Annotated in this window: 21 protein-coding genes and 1 pseudogene; 11 read left to right on the top strand and 11 right to left on the bottom strand. The window is 61.5% G+C overall.

Annotation, left to right across the window (positions count from 1 at the left end; translation table 11 throughout):
- The first annotated feature begins 12 nt into the window (after positions 1 to 12).
- The 3 genes from RlegSU303_RS33220 (at position 13) to glpK (ending at position 3,750) form a co-directional block, all read left to right on the top strand.
- On the top strand, positions 13 to 294 hold the full coding sequence (locus RlegSU303_RS33220; RefSeq protein WP_003549529.1) for a DUF2160 domain-containing protein: 282 nt from the start codon (positions 13 to 15) through the stop codon (positions 292 to 294).
- A 77-nt stretch (positions 295 to 371) separates the two neighbouring features.
- Positions 372 to 2,096 carry an ABC transporter substrate-binding protein gene (locus RlegSU303_RS33225; protein WP_131719416.1) on the top strand — a complete coding sequence of 575 codons (1,725 nt, stop codon included), beginning with the start codon at positions 372 to 374 and terminating at the stop codon, positions 2,094 to 2,096.
- Between the two features lie 151 nt (positions 2,097 to 2,247).
- Entirely contained in the window at positions 2,248 to 3,750 is a 1,503-nt protein-coding gene (gene glpK, locus RlegSU303_RS33230) for a glycerol kinase GlpK (RefSeq protein WP_017957582.1), read from the top strand.
- Positions 3,751 to 3,778: 28 nt separating this feature from the next.
- Here the strand turns inward: glpK and RlegSU303_RS33235 are convergent, their stop codons facing one another.
- The 4 genes from RlegSU303_RS33235 to RlegSU303_RS33250 form a co-directional block, all read right to left on the bottom strand.
- Complete coding sequence (locus RlegSU303_RS33235) at positions 3,779 to 4,780, bottom strand: ABC transporter permease (protein WP_017957581.1); 1,002 nt, start codon at positions 4,778 to 4,780, stop codon at positions 3,779 to 3,781.
- Between the two features lie 2 nt (positions 4,781 to 4,782).
- A complete protein-coding gene (locus RlegSU303_RS33240) occupies positions 4,783 to 5,802 on the bottom strand; it encodes an ABC transporter permease (RefSeq protein ID WP_131629877.1) in 1,020 nt (339 codons plus the stop codon).
- Entirely contained in the window at positions 5,792 to 7,342 is a 1,551-nt protein-coding gene (locus tag RlegSU303_RS33245) for a sugar ABC transporter ATP-binding protein (protein WP_131719415.1), read from the bottom strand. Before RlegSU303_RS33245 ends, RlegSU303_RS33240 begins: the two co-directional genes overlap by 11 nt.
- Before the next feature lie 64 nt (positions 7,343 to 7,406).
- Complete coding sequence (locus RlegSU303_RS33250; protein WP_017957578.1) at positions 7,407 to 8,420, bottom strand: sugar ABC transporter substrate-binding protein; 1,014 nt, start codon at positions 8,418 to 8,420, stop codon at positions 7,407 to 7,409.
- Between the two features lie 417 nt (positions 8,421 to 8,837).
- Between RlegSU303_RS33250 and RlegSU303_RS33255 the strand changes: the two genes are divergently transcribed.
- From RlegSU303_RS33255 to RlegSU303_RS33275, 5 genes are all read left to right on the top strand, one after another.
- Entirely contained in the window at positions 8,838 to 9,701 is an 864-nt protein-coding gene (locus tag RlegSU303_RS33255; protein ID WP_131621575.1) for a helix-turn-helix transcriptional regulator, read from the top strand.
- 107 nt (positions 9,702 to 9,808) lie between these two features.
- The gene (locus RlegSU303_RS33260; RefSeq protein ID WP_017957576.1) at positions 9,809 to 10,246 is read left to right on the top strand and encodes a VOC family protein; all 438 of its coding nucleotides are present in this window, start codon (positions 9,809 to 9,811) and stop codon (positions 10,244 to 10,246) included.
- Positions 10,247 to 10,297: 51 nt separating this feature from the next.
- Positions 10,298 to 11,344: an ABC transporter substrate-binding protein gene (locus tag RlegSU303_RS33265; protein ID WP_131621577.1), complete on the top strand. Its 1,047-nt coding sequence runs from the start codon at positions 10,298 to 10,300 to the stop codon at positions 11,342 to 11,344.
- Positions 11,345 to 11,352: 8 nt separating this feature from the next.
- The gene (locus tag RlegSU303_RS33270; protein ID WP_131621579.1) at positions 11,353 to 12,141 is read left to right on the top strand and encodes an ABC transporter ATP-binding protein; all 789 of its coding nucleotides are present in this window, start codon (positions 11,353 to 11,355) and stop codon (positions 12,139 to 12,141) included.
- Positions 12,138 to 12,908 (top strand): ABC transporter permease, encoded by a 771-nt coding sequence (locus tag RlegSU303_RS33275; protein ID WP_131621581.1) that lies wholly within the window; start codon positions 12,138 to 12,140, stop codon positions 12,906 to 12,908. Before RlegSU303_RS33270 ends, RlegSU303_RS33275 begins: the two co-directional genes overlap by 4 nt.
- An 88-nt stretch (positions 12,909 to 12,996) precedes the next feature.
- Here the strand turns inward: RlegSU303_RS33275 and RlegSU303_RS33280 are convergent, their stop codons facing one another.
- Positions 12,997 to 13,899 (bottom strand): alanine--tRNA ligase-related protein, encoded by a 903-nt coding sequence (locus RlegSU303_RS33280; protein WP_131719414.1) that lies wholly within the window; start codon positions 13,897 to 13,899, stop codon positions 12,997 to 12,999.
- 124 nt (positions 13,900 to 14,023) lie between these two features.
- On the opposite strand from RlegSU303_RS33280, the gene RlegSU303_RS33285 reads away from it, so the two are divergent.
- The gene (locus tag RlegSU303_RS33285) at positions 14,024 to 14,455 is read left to right on the top strand and encodes an antitoxin Xre-like helix-turn-helix domain-containing protein (protein WP_003552236.1); all 432 of its coding nucleotides are present in this window, start codon (positions 14,024 to 14,026) and stop codon (positions 14,453 to 14,455) included.
- Positions 14,452 to 14,934 carry an RES family NAD+ phosphorylase gene (locus RlegSU303_RS33290; RefSeq protein ID WP_131621585.1) on the top strand — a complete coding sequence of 161 codons (483 nt, stop codon included), beginning with the start codon at positions 14,452 to 14,454 and terminating at the stop codon, positions 14,932 to 14,934. Before RlegSU303_RS33285 ends, RlegSU303_RS33290 begins: the two co-directional genes overlap by 4 nt.
- A gap of 62 nt (positions 14,935 to 14,996) precedes the next feature.
- Here RlegSU303_RS33290 and RlegSU303_RS33295 read toward each other — a convergent pair whose 3' ends face one another.
- The 3 genes from RlegSU303_RS33295 to pdxA form a co-directional block, all read right to left on the bottom strand.
- Positions 14,997 to 15,404, bottom strand: a complete 408-nt coding sequence (locus RlegSU303_RS33295) for a type II toxin-antitoxin system VapC family toxin (protein ID WP_094088930.1) — start codon at positions 15,402 to 15,404, stop codon at positions 14,997 to 14,999.
- Positions 15,404 to 15,658 (bottom strand): type II toxin-antitoxin system Phd/YefM family antitoxin, encoded by a 255-nt coding sequence (locus RlegSU303_RS33300; protein WP_017957569.1) that lies wholly within the window; start codon positions 15,656 to 15,658, stop codon positions 15,404 to 15,406. The genes RlegSU303_RS33295 and RlegSU303_RS33300 overlap by 1 nt, the downstream gene beginning before the upstream one ends.
- 169 nt (positions 15,659 to 15,827) lie before the next feature.
- Positions 15,828 to 16,814: a 4-hydroxythreonine-4-phosphate dehydrogenase PdxA gene (pdxA, locus tag RlegSU303_RS33305; protein WP_017957568.1), complete on the bottom strand. Its 987-nt coding sequence runs from the start codon at positions 16,812 to 16,814 to the stop codon at positions 15,828 to 15,830.
- A gap of 139 nt (positions 16,815 to 16,953) precedes the next feature.
- On the opposite strand from pdxA, the pseudogene RlegSU303_RS33310 reads away from it, so the two are divergent.
- A pseudogene (locus tag RlegSU303_RS33310) lies at positions 16,954 to 17,186 on the top strand (FCD domain-containing protein); the annotation flags it as partial.
- Between the two features lie 82 nt (positions 17,187 to 17,268).
- Here the strand turns inward: RlegSU303_RS33310 and RlegSU303_RS33315 are convergent.
- The 3 genes from RlegSU303_RS33315 to RlegSU303_RS33325 all read right to left on the bottom strand — a co-directional run bounded on the left by RlegSU303_RS33315 (position 17,269) and on the right by RlegSU303_RS33325 (position 18,430).
- Positions 17,269 to 17,577, bottom strand: coding sequence for a HigA family addiction module antitoxin (locus RlegSU303_RS33315; RefSeq protein ID WP_026158333.1), 309 nt, complete (start codon positions 17,575 to 17,577; stop codon positions 17,269 to 17,271).
- A gap of 26 nt (positions 17,578 to 17,603) precedes the next feature.
- Complete coding sequence (locus RlegSU303_RS33320; RefSeq protein ID WP_094088928.1) at positions 17,604 to 17,882, bottom strand: type II toxin-antitoxin system RelE/ParE family toxin; 279 nt, start codon at positions 17,880 to 17,882, stop codon at positions 17,604 to 17,606.
- Between the two features lie 95 nt (positions 17,883 to 17,977).
- Positions 17,978 to 18,430, bottom strand: a complete 453-nt coding sequence (locus RlegSU303_RS33325; protein WP_017957565.1) for a DUF421 domain-containing protein — start codon at positions 18,428 to 18,430, stop codon at positions 17,978 to 17,980.
- Positions 18,431 to 18,436: the final 6 nt, after the last annotated feature.

Below are 18,436 nucleotides of genomic sequence, written 5' to 3' on the forward strand. Positions count from 1 at the left end.
GAGGAGACGGTCATGAATTTTTCCTGGATGGCCTGGACGCTGCCGACAACGCTGTTCTTCCTGACGATCCTGGCGCTTCTGATCGCCATGAGTGTCTGGGAATATTTTTCGCCGGGCGGCTCGCCGCGCACGGGCGTGCTGCGTTTCGAGACGACGCGCGGCGACCGGCTCTTCATTTCGCTGCTGGGCAGCGCTTTCATTCATCTTGCATGGCTTGGGCTCGGTGGGCCCAACCTGTGGTGGGCTCTTGCCATCTCCGTGGTCTACGCCATCGGCGTCTTCCGCTACGTGTGAAGGCAAGGAGAAGACAGATGGCCGGGGATACTGGCCGCCTGAGACGTGACTGCAATCGCAAACCCTGGGAGGATATTATGCGAAGGCACTTATTGACGACGACAGCAGGCTTGCTGCTGGCAATGACAGCATCGGCTTATGCCGGCATGGACGAGGCCAAGACGTTCCTCGACAAGGAAGTCGGTGATCTCTCGGCGCTTCCGCGCGCCGACCAGGAAAAGGAAATGCAGTGGTTCGTTGATGCTGCAAAGCCTTTCGCCGGCCTGGACATCAAGGTCGTGTCCGAAACTATCACGACCCATGAATACGAATCGAAGGTGCTGGCGCCCGCCTTCACGGCGATCACCGGCATCAAAATCACGCACGACCTCATCGGCGAAGGCGATGTGGTCGAGAAGCTGCAGACGCAGATGCAGTCGGGCGAAAACATATATGACGCCTATATCAACGATAGCGACCTGATCGGCACCCATTGGCGCTATCAGCAGGCCCGCTCGCTGACCGACTGGATGGCCAACGAAGGCAAGGATGTCACCAATCCCGGCCTCGACATCGACGACTTCATCGGCAAGTCCTTCACCACGGCGCCTGACGGCAAGCTCTACCAGCTGCCTGACCAGCAGTTCGCGAACCTCTATTGGTTCCGTTACGACTGGTTCAACGACGAGAAGAACAAGGCGGACTTCAAGGCGAAGTACGGCTACGATCTCGGCGTGCCGGTCAACTGGTCGGCCTATGAGGATATTGCCGAGTTCTTCACCGGCCGCGAGATCGACGGCAAGAAGGTCTTCGGTCATATGGACTACGGCAAGAAGGACCCATCGCTCGGATGGCGCTTCACCGATGCCTGGCTGTCTATGGCCGGCAACGGCGACAAGGGCATCCCGAACGGCAAGCCGGTCGATGAATGGGGCATCAAGGTCGACGAGAACTCCCGTCCGGTCGGCTCGTGCGTCGCGCGCGGCGGCGATACCAACGGCCCTGCTGCGGTCTATTCCATCCAGAAATATCTGGACTGGATGAAGGCCTATGCACCGGCTGCCGCCCAGGGCATGACCTTCTCCGAGTCCGGCCCGGTCCCATCGCAGGGCGAAGTCGCCCAGCAGATGTTCACCTACACGGCCTTCACAGCCGATTTCGTCAAGGAAGGCCTGCCGGTCGTCAATGCGGACGGCACGCCGAAATGGCGTTTCGCACCGAGCCCGCATGGTGTCTACTGGAAGGACGGCATGAAGCTCGGCTATCAGGACGCCGGTTCGTGGACGCTGATGAAGTCCACGCCTGACGACCGCGCCAAGGCGGCCTGGCTCTATGCCCAGTTCGTCACCTCGAAGACCGTCGACGTGAAGAAGAGCCACATGGGCCTGACCTTCATTCGCCAGTCGACGCTGGATCACAAGTCCTTCACCGATCGTGCGCCGAAGCTCGGCGGCCTGATCGAATTCTATCGTTCGCCCGCCCGCCTGCAGTGGTCGCCGACCGGTACGAACGTTCCTGACTATCCGAAGCTCGCTCAGCTTTGGTGGCAGGCGATTGGTGATGCCTCTTCCGGCGCCAAGACGGCGCAGGAGGCGATGGACTCGCTCTGCGCCGAACAGGAAAAGGTGCTGCAGCGCCTGGAACGCGCCAAGGTCCAGGGCGACATTGGCCCGAAACTCGCCGAGGAGCATGATCTCGCCTATTGGAACGCGGATGCGGTGAAGAACGGCAACCTTGCCCCGCAGCTGAAGGTCGAGAACGAGAAGGACAAGCCGGTCACTGTCAACTACGACGAACTCGTCAAGAGCTGGCAGAAGAAGTAAGGCGGACCCGGCCGGAAGCGACGAGGCTTCCGGCCATCACTTCCTGCCACCGGCAACAAGCCGGTGGCACCCACAATCTTTCTCTCATGAAACGTCCGCGTCCTGCCGACCCTCTGCAGGCGGAGCGGTTTCGTGCGAGCCGGAGACGGATATGAGCGGCTATATTCTTTCAATCGACCAGGGCACGACATCGTCGCGCGCCATCATCTTCGATGGCGACATGAAAATGGCCGGCTCGGCGCAGGCGGAGATCACCCAGTATTATCCGCAGCCCGGATGGGTGGAGCACGACGCCGCCGAAATCTGGCGATCCGTCGTCGATACTGTGCGCAAGGCGATCGCCGACGCTGGACTTGATGCGGCCGATATCACCGCGATCGGCATCACCAACCAGCGCGAGACGGCGGTCGTCTGGGACCGCGGGTCAGGAGAGCCACTTCACCGCGCGATCGTCTGGCAGGACAGGCGCACTGCAGAAATGTGCGAGAGCCTGAAGGCCGACGGCTACGAGAAGCTGTTCAGCGCCAAGACCGGGCTGCTGCTCGACCCCTATTTCTCCGGAACGAAGCTGCGCTGGCTGCTCGACAATGTCGATGGCCTGCGTGAGAAGGCGGAAGTGGGCGATGTCTGCTTCGGCACGATCGACAGCTGGCTGATCTACAATCTGACTGGCGGCCGCGTGCATGCCACCGATGCGACCAATGCGTCGAGAACGCTGCTCTACAATATCGACGACGGTGCCTGGGACGAAGAGCTTCTGGGCATCCTCCGCATTCCGGCCGCCATGCTTCCTGACGTCAGGGAATGCGCCGATGATTTCGGCCGCGTCGACAAGGCTATGTTCGGTGCAGAGCTTCCGATCCTCGGTGTCGCCGGCGACCAGCAGGCTGCGGCGATGGGCAATGCCTGCTTCGAGGCCGGGATGATGAAATCCACCTATGGCACCGGCTGCTTTGCCCTGTTGAATACCGGCCGGGATCGTGTTTCCTCCTCCAACCGGATGCTGACGACGATCGCCTGCCGGCTCGACGGCGAGACGACCTATGCGCTCGAAGGCTCGATCTTCATCGCCGGTGCTGCCGTGCAATGGCTGCGCGACGGCCTCGGCATCATCGGTCAGGCATCCGAGGCAGGAGTGCTTGCGGCCAAGGCCGATCCCGGGCAGCAGGTCTATATCGTTCCGGCCTTCACCGGCCTCGGCGCCCCTTACTGGGATCCGGCCGCGCGCGGCGCGATCTTCGGTCTGACGCGAAACAGCGGGCCGGCGGAATTCGCCCGCGCCGTGCTTGAATCCGTCGCCTACCAGACGCTCGACCTGCTGGTGGCGATGAAGAAGGACTGGGGCGCCAACCAGCTGGAAACGGTGCTGCGCGTTGATGGCGGCATGGCGGATTCGGATTGGACTATGCAGTGCCTAGCCGACATGACCGGAAACCCTGTCGACCGCTCGGCGATCCGCGAGACGACGGCGCTCGGCGCAGCCTGGCTTGCCGGCTCGAAAGCCGGCATCTGGCCCGGCAAGCGGGATTTTGCGAAAGCCTGGGCCTGCGACCGCCGCTTCAGCCCTTCGATGGATGAGACCGAGCGGCAGGGCAAGATCATCGGCTGGAAGAATGCCGTATCCAGAATGATTTCGGACGCCTCGGCGGGATAGAACCGCTTCCGAGGAGACGCAACTTCTCTTAAGCGGCGCCGGCGGCCTTTCTGTTGATGAAGCTGAGGGCGAGCACGGCGAAGATCAGCGTTCCCGTGCCGACCTGCTGCCAATAGAAGTTCAGATCGGTCAGCAGCAGCCCATTGGCGACGATGCTGAGCAGCAGCGCGCCGAGAACGGTCCCGCCCACATTCGGCCGTCCGAGCGGGCTGAGCGTCGTGCCGATGAAGGTCGCGCCGATCGCATTCAGCAGGAAGGCATTGCCCGAGGAGGGGATGTAGGTGGTGACGGTTGCGGTCAGGATCAGTCCGGCGATTGCCGCGATCAACCCGACCAGCATGAAAGTCATCGCGACATGGGCCGGCGCGGCGATGCCGGAATAGCGCACGACGCCCGGCTGGATGCCGATCGACAGGATGACGCGGCCGAAGCGCGTGCGGGCAAAGACAACGGCAGCCGCCGCGATGACGACGATGGCAGCGGCAAGCGGTACCGGAAAGCCGGCGATCGTCCCATGGCCGAGGAAACGGAAGGCTTCCGGCACGCCGTTCGGCGGCAGATAGACCGGATTGCCGCCATTGGTCAGCAGCTGCTGCACGCTGCGGCCGATGAACAGCGTGCCGAGCGTGGCGAGGAACGGCGACACGCCGATCCCTGAAATCAAGAGCGCGTTGAAGGCCCCGACGAACGCTCCGGCGGCCAGTCCCGCGAGTGCGGCGACTGCCACCGGCTGTCCGGCGAGGACGAGCGAAACGAAGGCGAAGCTGGCAAAATCCATTGCCGTTCCCACCGAAAGATCGATGCCGCCCGACGCGACGGCGAAGGTCATGGCGATGGAGACGATGGCAAGCAGCGTGAAATTGTTGACCAGGATGCTCTGCAAGTTCGCGGGCGTCAGGAACGTCGGCGTTGCCGCGGAAAAGGCGGCAAACACCGCAATCAGGGCGAGGATCAGCCCATAGCGCACCAGGCCGCCGGCGATCAGACGCGGCAAGCCTATGGTGGCGAGGGGAGGGGTCTGGAGCGACATGGTCAGGCCTCCTGCCGGCGCAGCAGCGTGGTCGCGGAAACGACGATGAGAATGAGCACACCCTGGACGCCGCTGACCAGCGTGCTCGAAATGTTCAGCAGCTGGAAACCGTTAACCAGGAAGCCGACCAAAAGGGCCGAAAGCAGCGTCCCGGTGACCGTTGGAACCAGCCGGCGCGAAAAGACCGAGCCGAGCAGGGCCGTCACGACGACCGGCAACAGCATCTCGCCGGCGCCGGTCGTGCTGCCGCTCAGATAGGAAACCGACAGGATGCCGGCGATGCCGCCGGAGACGCCGCTGGCGACGAAGGCGCCGGCGAGTAGCCGTCGAAGCGGCAGACCCGCGGCACGCGCTGCATCCGGAAATTCACCGACGGCATAGAGACGCAGGCCGAGCGGCGTATATTGCACGATCGCCGTGGCGATGGCCGTGAAGACGAGGAGCACATAGGCGAGAACCGGGATGCCGAAAGCGTCCGAGGCCGAGAGCGCCGACAGGAATGGCGTCGAAGCCGGCAGTACGGTATTGCCGGTCAGCACCAATTCCAGGCCGGCGACGACGTTCATGACGGCCAGCGTGGCCAGCAGCGGCACGATGCCGGCATAGACGACGGCAATGGCATTGACCGTGCCGATCAACGCGCCGGTGAGGATCGCAGCGGCAACCGCCGTCGCATCGCCGTAGCCGAACTGTGTCAGGCTCGCGTAGACGGCGGCGCTCAGGCCCATATTGGCCGCGAGCGACAGGTCGATCCCGCCGGTGACGACATTGGAGCCGCCGGCGATCAGCACGATCGTCAAGCCGATGGCAAGCACACCGGAGATGGCCGATTGACCAAGTACGTTGCCGATATTGCCGATGCTGAGGAAATAGGGTGCGGTCAGCGAAAAGATGATCAGGATGGCGGCGAATGCGATCAGCGATCCGAAGCGCAACGCGGTCGCTGCAATATTGCCGGCCGGCCGGGGAGGCGGTTCCGCAGCGGAAAAACCGGAAGGCGCGAATTCCACTTCAGCCGACATGGCGTTGTCCCTCGGATGATCCGGTCGATTGAGCCAGCACCGCATCTGCCGTGGTCTCCGACGAGATGAATTCCCGCGCCACGCGGCCGCGGAAGAGCACCAGGATGCGATCGGTGATGCCGATCAGTTCGGGCAGATCCGAAGACAGCACGATGACGCCGGCGCCGCGCGACGCGAGTTCGCCGATCAGCGTGTAGATCTCGACCTTGGAGCCGATATCGACGCCGACCGTCGGCTCGTCGAGCAGATAGACCTCGGAACGGCGGCTCAGCCACTTGGCGATGGCCACCTTCTGCTGGTTGCCGCCCGAAAGCGTACGCAGCAGAGCATCTCGCCCATTGGTCTTCACCTGCAGCCGCGAAATCAGAGCGTCGACTTCTCTCTGTTCGCGCCTGCGATCGAGAAAGCCGAAACGCGTGAAGCGGCCAAGGCTCGAAAGGCTGATATTTTCCGCGACGCTGAGGTCGAGCGCGACGCCATGGCGACGTCGATCTTCCGGCACTAGGGCGATTTCGCGGCCGGCCGCCTGGGTGGGATTGGTGAAACGGGCAGCCTTGCCGTTGATCTCGATATGGCCGGAAGCCGCGGTCTCCAGACCGAAGAGCGCGCGGACCAGCTCCTTTGCGCCGGAGCCGAGCAGGCCGGTGAGGCCCAGCACCTCGCCGCGGCGAAGCGTGAAACTGATGTCGCTATATTTCCCCGGCGCCGACAGCTGCTCGACCTTGAGGATGTCTTCGCCGGGCGTCACTTGCAGCTTCGGAAACATTTCCTTGATGTCGCGCTCGACCATCAGCCGGGCAATCGCACCGGCGGAAGTCTCCCCGATCGGCAGGGAGGCCACGTCGAGCCCGTTGCGCAGCACGGTGACGTGGTCGCAGAGCTCTTCGATTTCGTTCAGGTAATGCGAGATATAGATGATGGTGACGCCTTCGTCGCGCAGACGGCGGATCAGCCGGAAAAGGATATCGGCCTCGCGGCGCACCAATGCGGCCGTCGGCTCGTCGAAGACGAGCACCTTCGGCTGATTGAGGAGGGCGCGGGTGATTTGCACGATCTGCTTTTCGGCCGTCGACAATTCGCCGATCAAGGCGGCGTTCGGCAACCGGATACCGAAATAGTCGTTGAGAATGTCAGATGCCCGGCGCTGCATCAGTCGGTGATCGAGGAACGGCGTGCCCGATATCCGCGGTTCCCGGCCAAGGAACAGGGCTTCGCCGACAGTGAAGGTCGGCACCAGCAGCCGATCCTGGTGAATGAAGTGGATACCGAGCTCTTCGGCTAGATGCGGCGTCAGTCTGTCGAATGTTTGCCCTTCGATCTCGATCCGGCCGCCATCGGGCTGATGAAGACCGGCCAGCAGCTTGATCAGCGTCGATTTGCCGGCGCCGTTCTGGCCGACGAGACCGTGGATGGTGCCGCGCCTGACGATCAGCGACGCACCGGCAAGCGCCTGCGCGCCGCCGAAATGCTTGACGATGCCTTCAAAGCGAATGATGTCGTCGCGTGCCGTCACCGGCTGCTTCAACGAAATGGCCGTCATGTCGATCTCTCCGGGCGGGCAGATTCCGAGCGATCCGGCATGGCAGGATCGCTCGTGTTCGGTGTCAGCCGATGCCGAGCTTCTTGGTGACTTCGCCGACATTGGTCTTGTTGGCGAGCAAGGCCGGAACATAGGTCTCGCGCGGCAGGGTCTGGCCGGCGAGCAGCTTGGCGACGTTGCGGATGGCGGTGCGGCCAATTTCCGCCGGCTGCTGGGCGACATCGGCGCCGGCCGGCGAATTCGGATCGGCGATGAGTTGCAGCACTTCCGGGCTGCCATCGACACCGTAGGTGCGGATCTCCGTGCGTCCGGCGGCAGCCAAAGCCTGGGTCGCACCAAGCTGCGGAATGTCCCAGGCCGACCAGATCGCCTTGATCGAACCTTTTTCGGGATATTTGTTGAGGATGGCCGTGATCTGCGTGAAGGCGTCCTGCACGGTGTTCGGGATGACGTCGCGCAGTTCCGGCTGGAGGATTTTGACCTTCGGGAAATATTTGACGACATTGACCAGCTGGTCGTAGCGGATCGCGCAGGGGGTTACGCCGTAGAAGCCGTTGAAGACGACGATATTGCCTTCGCCGCCGATATCGGAGACGAGCTGCAGCGCCAGATCCTTGCCGATGCCCCAGTTATCGGAGGTGGTGTTGTTGATCGAATTGGTCGAACCGACGTCGACGGTCAGAATCGGGATCCCGGCATCGCGCGCCTTCTTCAGCCAGGGATCGATGACGCTGAGCGTGCCGAGGATTTGAACGATCGCATCCGGCTTCTGGGCAATCAGCGTCTGCAGCTGCGAGACCAGCTTGCCGTCGTTGCGCCCGGCATCGACAGCGATCGTCTCGCCGCCGAGGCGCTTTACCTCTTCGATCTGGGCATTATAGGCCTGCAGGTCGAAGAAGTGATCGGTGCCGGTTGCGCTGATGGCGATGCGCTTGCCTTTCAGCGACAGTTCTTCGCCGGCGGCAAAAGCCGGCTTCTGCCCGATGAACGAAGCACCGGCGACGGCGACCCCGGCCGCGGCAGACAGTTTCAGCAGATCTCGTCTTCCGAGACCGTGCTCGGACTTTTCGATACTCATCGCAATTTCTCTCCAATTAATTATGTCTATAGATTAAATGGATTAATGCCGGTGGATAGGAACGAATTTCCAAAAGAACGATCTCCGGGGAAAAGAGTGGATGGAGCGAAAGCTCATCCCTGGCCGCGGTTTCCCCCAACCGGGAATGATTTCGGATGCCTCGGCGGTCTTCAGAGCGGACAGATGGTCTACGGCCACCGATCAAGAAGAACATGCACTGCATAATTCTTGCGCATGCGACCAAATTTGCCGAAGGCGAACTCTGCTAGGCCGCGGTGCCGTGTGGCGCGACAGCAGGCGTAAAATGACGATTTTCTGGGCACCGTCGGGTTTTATGCTGCGACGTTGATATCTAGCGCGAAGCTTCGCTCCACTTGGCGCGCAACTTGCCTCTCTCCTGCTAGGGAGAATGAAACAATGCCCGACATCGACCCGCAGATTTTCTCAATATGCCGGCCATCCCTCGGAGGCTACAAGGCCTTTGTTCAACGCGACATGATCGTCGAGACCTATCGTAGCGCCGCGGGGCAAATGGTTTCGAGGGGCTCCCTTCATAGAATTTCGATCAACCGCACGGCGCACGGCAAATATGCCTATCGGCTTGGAAGCGGGGCATTCCGCAAAGTTGAGAGGCCGCCGTTCACCCTGGGATTTCAACCGGCCGCCACCGTCCTTGAAGTCGATGGCGATGCGGCGGATTATATCTCGATCTTCCAGTCACCTGCGCTTTACAGCGGCATCGGCGGCTCTCGCTTCGATCCCGAGCATTGGGATAGTGACGCGCTCAGCGCGACGACCGATCCGACAACGCTGCAGGTCGCACTCTCCCTCGCATTTGCCGCCGAGAAGAGCGGGCGCGCCGACCTGCTTTTGATGCAGCATCTGGGGATGGCGCTCGCCTGCTGCGTCGTAAGACTGCTGGGCGCCAAACCTGAAGCCGGAGATCGTCCGCTGACATCGGACAATCTCCGGCGTGTGATCGATTACATCGAGAACCTGCTTGGCAAATCCGATCTGAGTGTCGAGGAGCTGGCCGGGGTGGCCCATATGAGCCCCTTTCACTTCAGCCGGGAATTCAAACGGGCGGCCGGCATGGCGCCGCATCGCTTCGTTCTCGAACGCAGGATCGAGCGGGCGCGACTTTACCTCGCCGATGGCAAGGAGACGCTTGCAAACATCGCTTATGCCACAGGCTTTTCCAGCCAGGCGCATTTCTCCAGCGTCTTTCGCCGTCTGATGGGGGCGACCCCGAAGGAATACCAGCGTTCGGTCCGCCTTTGAGCCGGCTCTTGCCGATGACAGATCAGCAGCTTTGCGAAAGACAACCGCACGAATCTGAAATCTCTTGAGGCTGCGGTCTGCGAGGTTTTTCCCATCAGGAGGCCCATATGACCGCTTTTGCCCAAACCAACCCGATTACCGACATTTGCTTTTTGGTCGACGATATCGACAAAGCATCGGCCTTCTATGTCGAGCGGCTTGGCTTCAAGCCGCGGCGCCGGGCTCCGGGCTTTGCCGATTTCAAAGGGGCGGGCGTGACGCTGGCGCTGTGGGAGATCGAGCATATCGCCGAGAATACCGGTGTCTCAAGTCGCCGTGCCCCTCCAGGTGCGCACAAGGCCTGCGCGGCCATCGAGCTCGCCTCGCCAGAGCAGGTCGATGCTGCCTATGCGGAGCTGAAAGCTGCGGGCGTGCTCTTCCACGCGCCGCCGCAGGACTATGTCTGGAACGCGCGATGCGTCTATTTCGCCGATCCTGACGACAATCTCTGGGAAATCTATGCGTGGTCCGCAGGCGGCCCGATCGGTGACATCGACCCGCAATAGCGAGCGCAATCGGCCGTCGTCCAACAATCCAACAAGGGGAAAGGCAAGCAGATGAATGGGGATGACAAGCAAATCGTGGTCGGCAGGCGTACCGTCCTGCAGGGCGGAGCCTTTGCCCTTGCTGCAGCGGCGGCAGGGATCAGCGTGTTGGTGCCGCGTCACTCGAAAGCCGCCGCATCCAAGGTCGTCATCAAGTATGACTGGCTGATGAGCAACGGACAGATCGGCGATATTGTCGCAGTCAAGCAGGGCCTGTTCCAGGCCGAGGGTCTCGATGTCGAGTTTTCCCCCGGCGGTCCCAATTCGGCGACGGTGCCGCCCGTGATCACGGGTGATGCGCAGCTCGGCCAGTTCTCGGATTCGGCACAGCTTCTTCTAGCCCGTTCATCCGGCGTGCCGATCAAGATCTTCGCTTGCGGTTTCCGCATGGCGCCTTTCGCCTTCTATTCGCTGCCCAAGGCGCCGATCCGCACCGTCAAGGATATGGTCGGCAAGCGCATCGGCATCCAGCCGACGGCCCGTTATGTGCTCGATGCCATCCTGCTGAAGAACAATATCGATCCCTCGAGCCTGACCATCACGAATATCGGCTTCGACATGACACCGCTGATGACCGGCCAGGTCGATGCCGTGACTGGATGGATCACCAACACGCAGGCCCTTTCCGTCATCGGCCCCGACCGCATAGATCTGATGATGAAGGACACGGGCCTGCCGTCCTACGCCAATGTCTATTTTGCCACCGACGATGCCGTGAGCGGCCATGCCGAGACACTGGCAAAGGTGCTGCGCGCCGTCGCCAAGGGCTGGGCCTGGACGCATGAACATCCCGAAGAGGCGGTCAAACTGACGGTGGAGGCCTATCCGCAGCTCGATCTTGCAGTAGAGCTGAAAACGGTGCCGCGCATATTGTCGCTGAGCTTCGACGCGGCAACCGGTAGGGATGGCTGGGGCAGTTTCGATCCGGCCGCTCTTGCCGAGCAGATTTCCGTCTACGACAAGATCGGCCAGTTCAAGAGCGGCGCGCCGAAGCTGGACGACTGCTATACGACCAGGATCCTGGACATGACGGCGGATGAGCGCCCGAAGATTGCGTGAGAGCGGATTTGCCTGAAGCAGCGGCCATCGAAACCAAGGATTTGGCTGTCGGTTATTCCGGCGCCGGCGAGACGACCCGCATTCTGTCCGGCGTCGATCTCAGCGTCGGCAGGGGCGAGTTTTTGACCATTCTCGGCCCTTCCGGCTGCGGCAAGTCGACCTTCCTGCGCGCGGTGGCGGATCTTCTCCCGCCGCTTGACGGGCAGCTGGCGGTGCTCGGCAGGACAGCGTCGGAGGCGCGCCGGCGCCGCGAGGTCGCCTTCGTCTTTCAGGACGCAACGCTGTTGCCCTGGCGGACCGTGAGGGAGAATGTCGCGCTGCCGCTGCAGGTGGGGAAGAAGAGCGTCTCGCGATCGGTCGATTCGCGGCCCGACCATTGGATTGAACTGGTCGGCCTGTCGCATCTGGCTGATCGCTATCCGCATCAACTGTCCGGGGGCCAGCGCCAGCGTGTCGCCATTGCGCGTGCGCTTCAATGCGAGCCGGATATCCTGCTCATGGACGAACCCTTCGGTGCGCTCGACGAGATCACCCGCGAACGACTGAACGACGAGCTTTTGGACGTCTGGCGCCGGACCGGCACGACCATCCTGTTCGTCACCCACAGCGTCATCGAGGCGATCTGTCTCGGCGGACGCGTGCTGGTCCTGGCGGCCAATCCGGGCCGCGTCCAGGCGCTGATCGACCTTGCACCGCTGAAAGACGAGCGCGGCCTCTGTCGGCGCGAGAGCCTCGATGTCCAGGAGACCGCTGCTCATCTGCGCCAATTGCTGCAGCAGGGGAGTTCGGCTGCATGACGCATCGTCGGCTATCCCTCACCGAGGCAATCGGCCTTCCTGTTATCGGCGCCCTCTCGTTGCTTCTCGCCTGGCAATGGCTGGTGCCGGCGCTCGGTATTCCCAGTTATATCGTTCCAACGCCGCTGGCGATCCTGCGCACGCTCGGAACGGAATGGCGCTTCCTTCTGTCCAATGCGATCCCGACATGGGGTGAGGCGGGCCTCGGCTTCCTCCTGGGCAATAGTCTCGCCGTGATCATGGCAATTGCCTTTGTCTATAATCCGCGGTTCCAGGCCGCCTATTTTCCCGTTGTCCTGCTCTTCAACACCATCCCCGTGCTGGCGCTCGCGCCGATCATCATCCTCATCTTCGGCCTCGGCATGCTGCCAAAGGTTATCATCGCCGCTCTCATCTGCTTTTTCCCGACCCTGGTGAATACCGCCCGGGGCCTCAATCTGGCGACTGCGAGCGAACTCGACCTGATGCACGTCCTTTCGGCGAGCGGGTGGGAGACGTTCTGGCGCCTGCGCGCCCCACGCTCCGCCCCTTTGCTCTTTGCGTCGCTGCGCATTTCGGCAACCACCTGTGTCATCGGCGCGATCGTCGGGGAGTGGATCGGCTCGAACCAGGGGCTGGGCGCCGTCATCATCCAGTCGACATTCAACTACCAGGCGGAAAGGCTCTTTGCCGCCGTCGTGCTCGCCTCTTTCTCCGGCATAGTCTTTTTTGCCGCTGTTGCCCAGATCGAACGGATTTTCCGTCGGCTGCAGCCGGGGCAAAGCTGAAAGCGTTCAATGCGGGCGCTGCAACGCTGACGCTTTCCAGGATATGACAAGGCCTCCCGATGTTATCTGCGGGAGGCCTTGTACGTTGCTACTCCTCCATGCTCTCACTGATGTCGGAGAGATCGATGCCATGAGTGTCGAACCACCAGTCGGGACTCATCTCGGAATAGCGTTCACGCAGACGCAGATATTTGGCGCGCAGCCGCTTCTGGCGTTCGACCTCTTCCTTGAAGAAGGGATGATCGAGCGTGCCGCCCATCTTGTGGATGCGACGGAGCAGTTTTCGCAAGACGTATCCCTGCTCCTTATTGCCCGGCCGGTAGCCGCTTTCCACGACCGTCATGACCGCCTCGCACAATGTCCCAAGCGCATCATCTTGCGGCGTGCCGTTGACGATCATGTCGAGACGCTCGAGACCGAAGCCGACGTCGATGCAGGTTCCGAGCGGATTGACGATGTTTCCGATCTCGACGCCATCCTTATAGAACTCGGTGCAGTATCCGCTGATGCTGCCATCGCTCCATATGCATTCCGGATCCGGCATGATGGGCACGCGCCCGCCATAGAGCGGCGTCCATTCCACCAGGCGGTCAGGATGGATCGTCACATGGTCAGGCACGAGCCCCAGAGTTCCCAGAAATTCGAGCCAGAAATCGATGGCGTTGCCGACGGTCAATTCCCGGAAGGAGAAAAGGCCGAGCATGGTGAAGTGGAGAAGGTGGGTTCCGTCGCCGATCTCGTCGAGGTCGCCCATGCGCAGGCAAGCCTGGCTGTTTGTGACTGTTCCACTATGGGAGGGATCGGAGAAGAGGGGCTTGTACTGCTGCATTCCAGCGCTGCAGAAGAGCGTGGTATCGTCATGCGGCCGTACGGATTCAATGCGTGTGAAATCGATGCCTTTGGAAAGGCAGAAGTCCTGGTATTGCTGGATTAGGCGTCCCGCGGTGACATAGGCAACCTCCTTTGCTGTTCGTGTGCCTTCGGGGAAGATAGCGATCTAGTGCGCCTGCGGCAATCCGCTGCTCGGCTGGCGAGGATCAAAAACCGGAACGGTGCACTTGATAACAGGATCACTTGAGACTAAGTATAGCCTCAAGTGAAAAGGAGCCGTTACCATGATGGGATTTGCCGGTATCGCCGATGTTCTCGGGCTGCCCGCCAGGGAGCCGGTATCGCGTTCGGCCTTCGGCCTGCTCTCCAGCATCGAGGAAGGATTGCCGGTCAAGGCGCTTGACCGCATGGCGCTGCTTCTGGCGCCTGATGACGCCCAGTTCAAATACCGGCTGGTTCCGAAGGCCACCTATGAACGGCGCAAGTCCAAGCATCGGCTCTCCTCAGATGAAGGCATAAAGCTTGCCCGTCTCGCGCGTGTCTGGGGTCAGGCGCTCGATGTCTGGCAGACCGAGATCGAGGCCCGCGATTTCCTGTTTCGGCCGCATGCAATGCTTGAGGACAGGCGGCCGATTGACGTGGTCATCCAGAGCGAGATCGGCGGCGAGCTCGTGCTCGATATTCTTGGAAGCCTGAAATACGGCAGCGCTGCGTGAGCGCACAGGTTCTTGACCGCACACTGACATCCGTCCGCATCGGAGATCCCCATGGAACCTATCCGATCTTCGACGCCACCGGCTCGACCATCGCGCCGGGGCGGTGGAACACGTCCGGCAGCCCGATCATCTATACGAGCGAGCATTATTCGACGGCATTGCTCGAAAAGCTCGTCCATGGCAGCGGGCGGCTGCCGCCCAACCAGCACTATGTCACGATCACCCTACCGCGGGGGCTAAGCTACGAGGTCTTCTCCGAACCCGCGCTGCCCGGCTGGGACAGCATGCCGGCAAACGTCAGCAAGGCTTTCGGCGAAAAATGGTGCCAGGAAAAGCGCAGCGCCATCCTGCTGGTCCCAAGCGTCGTCGCCCGCGTCGACCGCAACATATTGATCAACCCGGCCCACCCGGAATTCCCGTCGATCACAGTAAGCCTCCACCAACCCGTCTTCTGGGATCGTCGCTTGTTCGGCATGTGATGGGGCAGGTGCCTTTCAGTCCGCGCTCCTGCATCGCCTCGGAACCGATTTCAGTCAGCGGCTCACGCGCCCGTCTCCCATGGATTGATCACCGCTGCGCAGGTGTCGTCGAAATCGGCGACATTGCGAGTGATGACAATCAGATCGTGAACGATCGCGGTTGCGGCGATCAGCCCGTCGATATCGCCACGCGGCCGGATGGCGGCGATGCGGCCCCATTCGACGGCGATCTCGTCGGTCACCGGCAGGATCCGGTCGCCATGATCATAACGCAGCTTGCGCAGCCACTCGGTGAGATGGGTCGCGGTCTTCGGATCCGACTTCTGTTTGAGGGCAATGCCGCGCATGATCTCGCCAAGCGTCAGCGCGCTCAGGTGGATGGTGAGCGGATCGACGGAGCGCAGCCAGGAGACCGCCTGCGGCGTGCCGCGTCGCGCCTCCGAGACAATGTTGGTGTCGACCAGATACATCAGAACGCAACGTCGCGGCTTGGAGTCTTGTTGCGTGCTTCGACCGCATCTGCGAATTCATCGTCCCAGGCGGGGCCGTCGAGCAGGTCGTCGACGAGCGTCGGCCTGCCGGCGCGCAGGGCGTCGTAGTCGCGGGCCGACAAAACGACGGCCGTTCGCTCGCCGCGCACGGTCACCACCTGCGGCCCTTCTTGTCGGGCCTTCTGCACGACCTTCGAAAATTGGTTCTTGGCGTCCTGCAGTTGCCATTCCATCGATTCTGCTCCTAGCTAGACTGTCTAGCTATGTAAGCGCGGAATGCCGACGCGTCAACGGCGGGACGTTCCTGAACGACAGAGTCCTGTCCTGCTATTAGGTGTCCCAACGAAGTTCGACATCGTTGCGTCGGCGATCGGCGCCTCTCGGCCATTCTGGAAGCCGCGATCACACCTCTCGCCGCGGCGAGCGGGCCATCAGCCTGGCATAGGCGATGGCCGAGAGCATGTTGACGTGGTTGGCCTTGCCGGTGCCGGCAATGTCGAAGGCGGTGCCGTGATCGACCGAGACGCGGTCGATCGGCAGGCCGAGGGAGACGTTGACCGCCGTGTCGAAGGCGACGAGCTTGATCGGGATATGGCCCTGGTCGTGATACTGGGCGATGACAAGATCGAAGGCGCCGTTATAGGCGCGGGCGAACACCGTATCGGCCGAGATCGGCCCGACAACGTCGATGCCCTTTGCCTGCGCCTGCTCGACGGCGGGTGCCAGGAATTCGATGTCTTCGGTGCCGAACAGGCCGTTTTCGCCGCAATGTGGATTGAGGCCAGCGACGGCGATGCGCGCCTTGCGGCCGAGCCGCAGGAAATGATTGTGGCCGGCTTCGATGGTGGCGAGCACCCGCTCAGTCTTGGCGCGCTCGATCGCGCCCTTCAGCGAGATATGGGTGGAGACGTGGATGGTGTTCAGCCGCTCGGAGGCAAGCAGCATGAAGGAGCTCTTCGAGCCTGTGAGATGCGCGAGCAGCCCGGTGTGGCCGTCATGGTGATGGCCGGCAAGGTTCATAGCTTCCTTGTTGATCGGCGCGGTGACGATGATATCGGCCTCGCCCGACATGGCGAGATCGACGGCGCGGGTGATATAACGCACCGAGGCATCGCCGGCGACGGGGCTGACCTTGCCGATTTCGGGCAGGGCCGCGCCGAGCGCGACTTCGTCGACGGCGATCCTGTCGCCACCGGGTGCATCGGCAGGCCCGAACCGCAGTCCGGTGCCGGTGACGCGGTCGGCGCGTTCCAGCGCTTCGACATTGCCGACGATGACGAAATCGCGCCGCTCTTCTCTGGGAAGGGCTGCCAGTGCCTTGACGATCACCTCGGGGCCGACGCCGGCCGGATCGCCGAGCGTCACGGCGACTTTCGCATTCCTGTCCATCGATCGAGTCCCTTCTAAAACCTTACTGCTTAAAAAGCAGCCGCGTAAATCGCGCGGATGTCGGCGCGCGAGATCGCGCGGATTGTTATCGGAGCAGACGGCGAATGGCAAAGGCGTCGTCGGCCATGGCGTCGAGATCGCTTTCCTCTTCCACCGCGCGGTGACGGAGGCGGCGAACAATCACTATTACACGGCCTCGATCTCTTTGCTCGGCCCCGCCAAGGGTTGGAACAGGTCTATGAAGAGCATAACGCCATCTACAAGGCGATCGCCGACGGCCGACCTGACGATGCGCAGAGACTGATGAAGGCGCATCTCGAAGGCTCCCGGGACCGTCTGTTCGAGGGCAGGGTGCTCGACCTATCCTTCTGAAGCGCATCCCGCTCGAAAAAGCAGAAAGATCATCACGATGTTTTCGCGGCTGCCTCGGCAATGCCGATAAGCGCGCTTTTGATCATGCCGCCCTGATCGTCGGGATGCCGGAGACGTCCACCTCCCGTTCGGCGTGCCAAGCATCATAGGCAGCCTGCATGCGCAGCCATATTGCGGGGCCATCACCGAACAATTTCCCAAGTCGGGCAGCGACATTGGGCGAAACCGGCTTCTTCTCGTTCAGAATATCGTAGAGTTGCTGGCGCGAGATTCCGAGCAGATTGGCGATTTCCACCTTGGTTTTTCCCGTTGCAGGGATGATGTCCTCAAGCAGTGCCCCAGGGTGGGAAGGGCAACGCGTCGTCGGCCTCGTCGTTTCATATACGGGCATTAGGTCATTCCCCAGTCAGAGCCACCTCAGTGATATTGCTCGAAATCGACGCGGGCGGCATCATTGCCATCGAACTCGAATGTAATGCACCAGGGGCCGTTAACATGAACAGTGTACCGGGTGGGACTATGACCCTTCAGCGCATGGAAATCGAACCCGGGGAGGTTCATGTCATCAGGCTTTTCGGCCTGCTCCAGACGGTCGAGCCGGATCAGAATGCGCTTTTGCAGCTTGGCATCGATCTTTGCGGTTTTGCCTGTCTCAAAGAGATCCGCCAGAGCTTTGTTTCTGAACGACTTGATCATGGTTGACTGTAAGTTTTTGGCTGACGGATGTCAATTTTTAACTTACAGGCGGAATGAGAAGATTCCATAGATCTTTTGGTGCCGGAGATCGATTGTCAGCCGGATTTCTGCTTCTTGATGATGCTGATGTTGCCGCTCACTTCGAGGATGGCAAATTTTATCTCCGTCACGCTCTCGATGCCTTCCTGGCTTCGAGCCGCTTGCATGACATCTTCCTTCTGCAGCCGGGCGCCTTTGAGCGCGCCTTCGTCATAGACGCCATCCGTCACCAGAATGGTTGGAACGCCGTCGATAATATGGGCTGCGCGAGGCCACCACCTCTTCACGTAGGACAGGCCGATGTCGGTCGTAAACAGCGTGAGGATCAAGATGACGGCGTTGGTGATCGAGAAGTCATCGCCCAGCATCGCCTGCTGGGTGGTTTCGGAGATCACCAGCACGATGACCAGATCGAACGGTGTCATCTGGGCCAATGTCCGTCTTCCCGACAGACGGATGATCACGAGCAGCGTGAAATAAATTGCCAGTCCGCGTAATACCGCATCCACCGTGCC

Source organism: Rhizobium sp. SU303, from assembly GCF_021052345.1.
Classification (GTDB): domain Bacteria; phylum Pseudomonadota; class Alphaproteobacteria; order Rhizobiales; family Rhizobiaceae; genus Rhizobium; species Rhizobium laguerreae.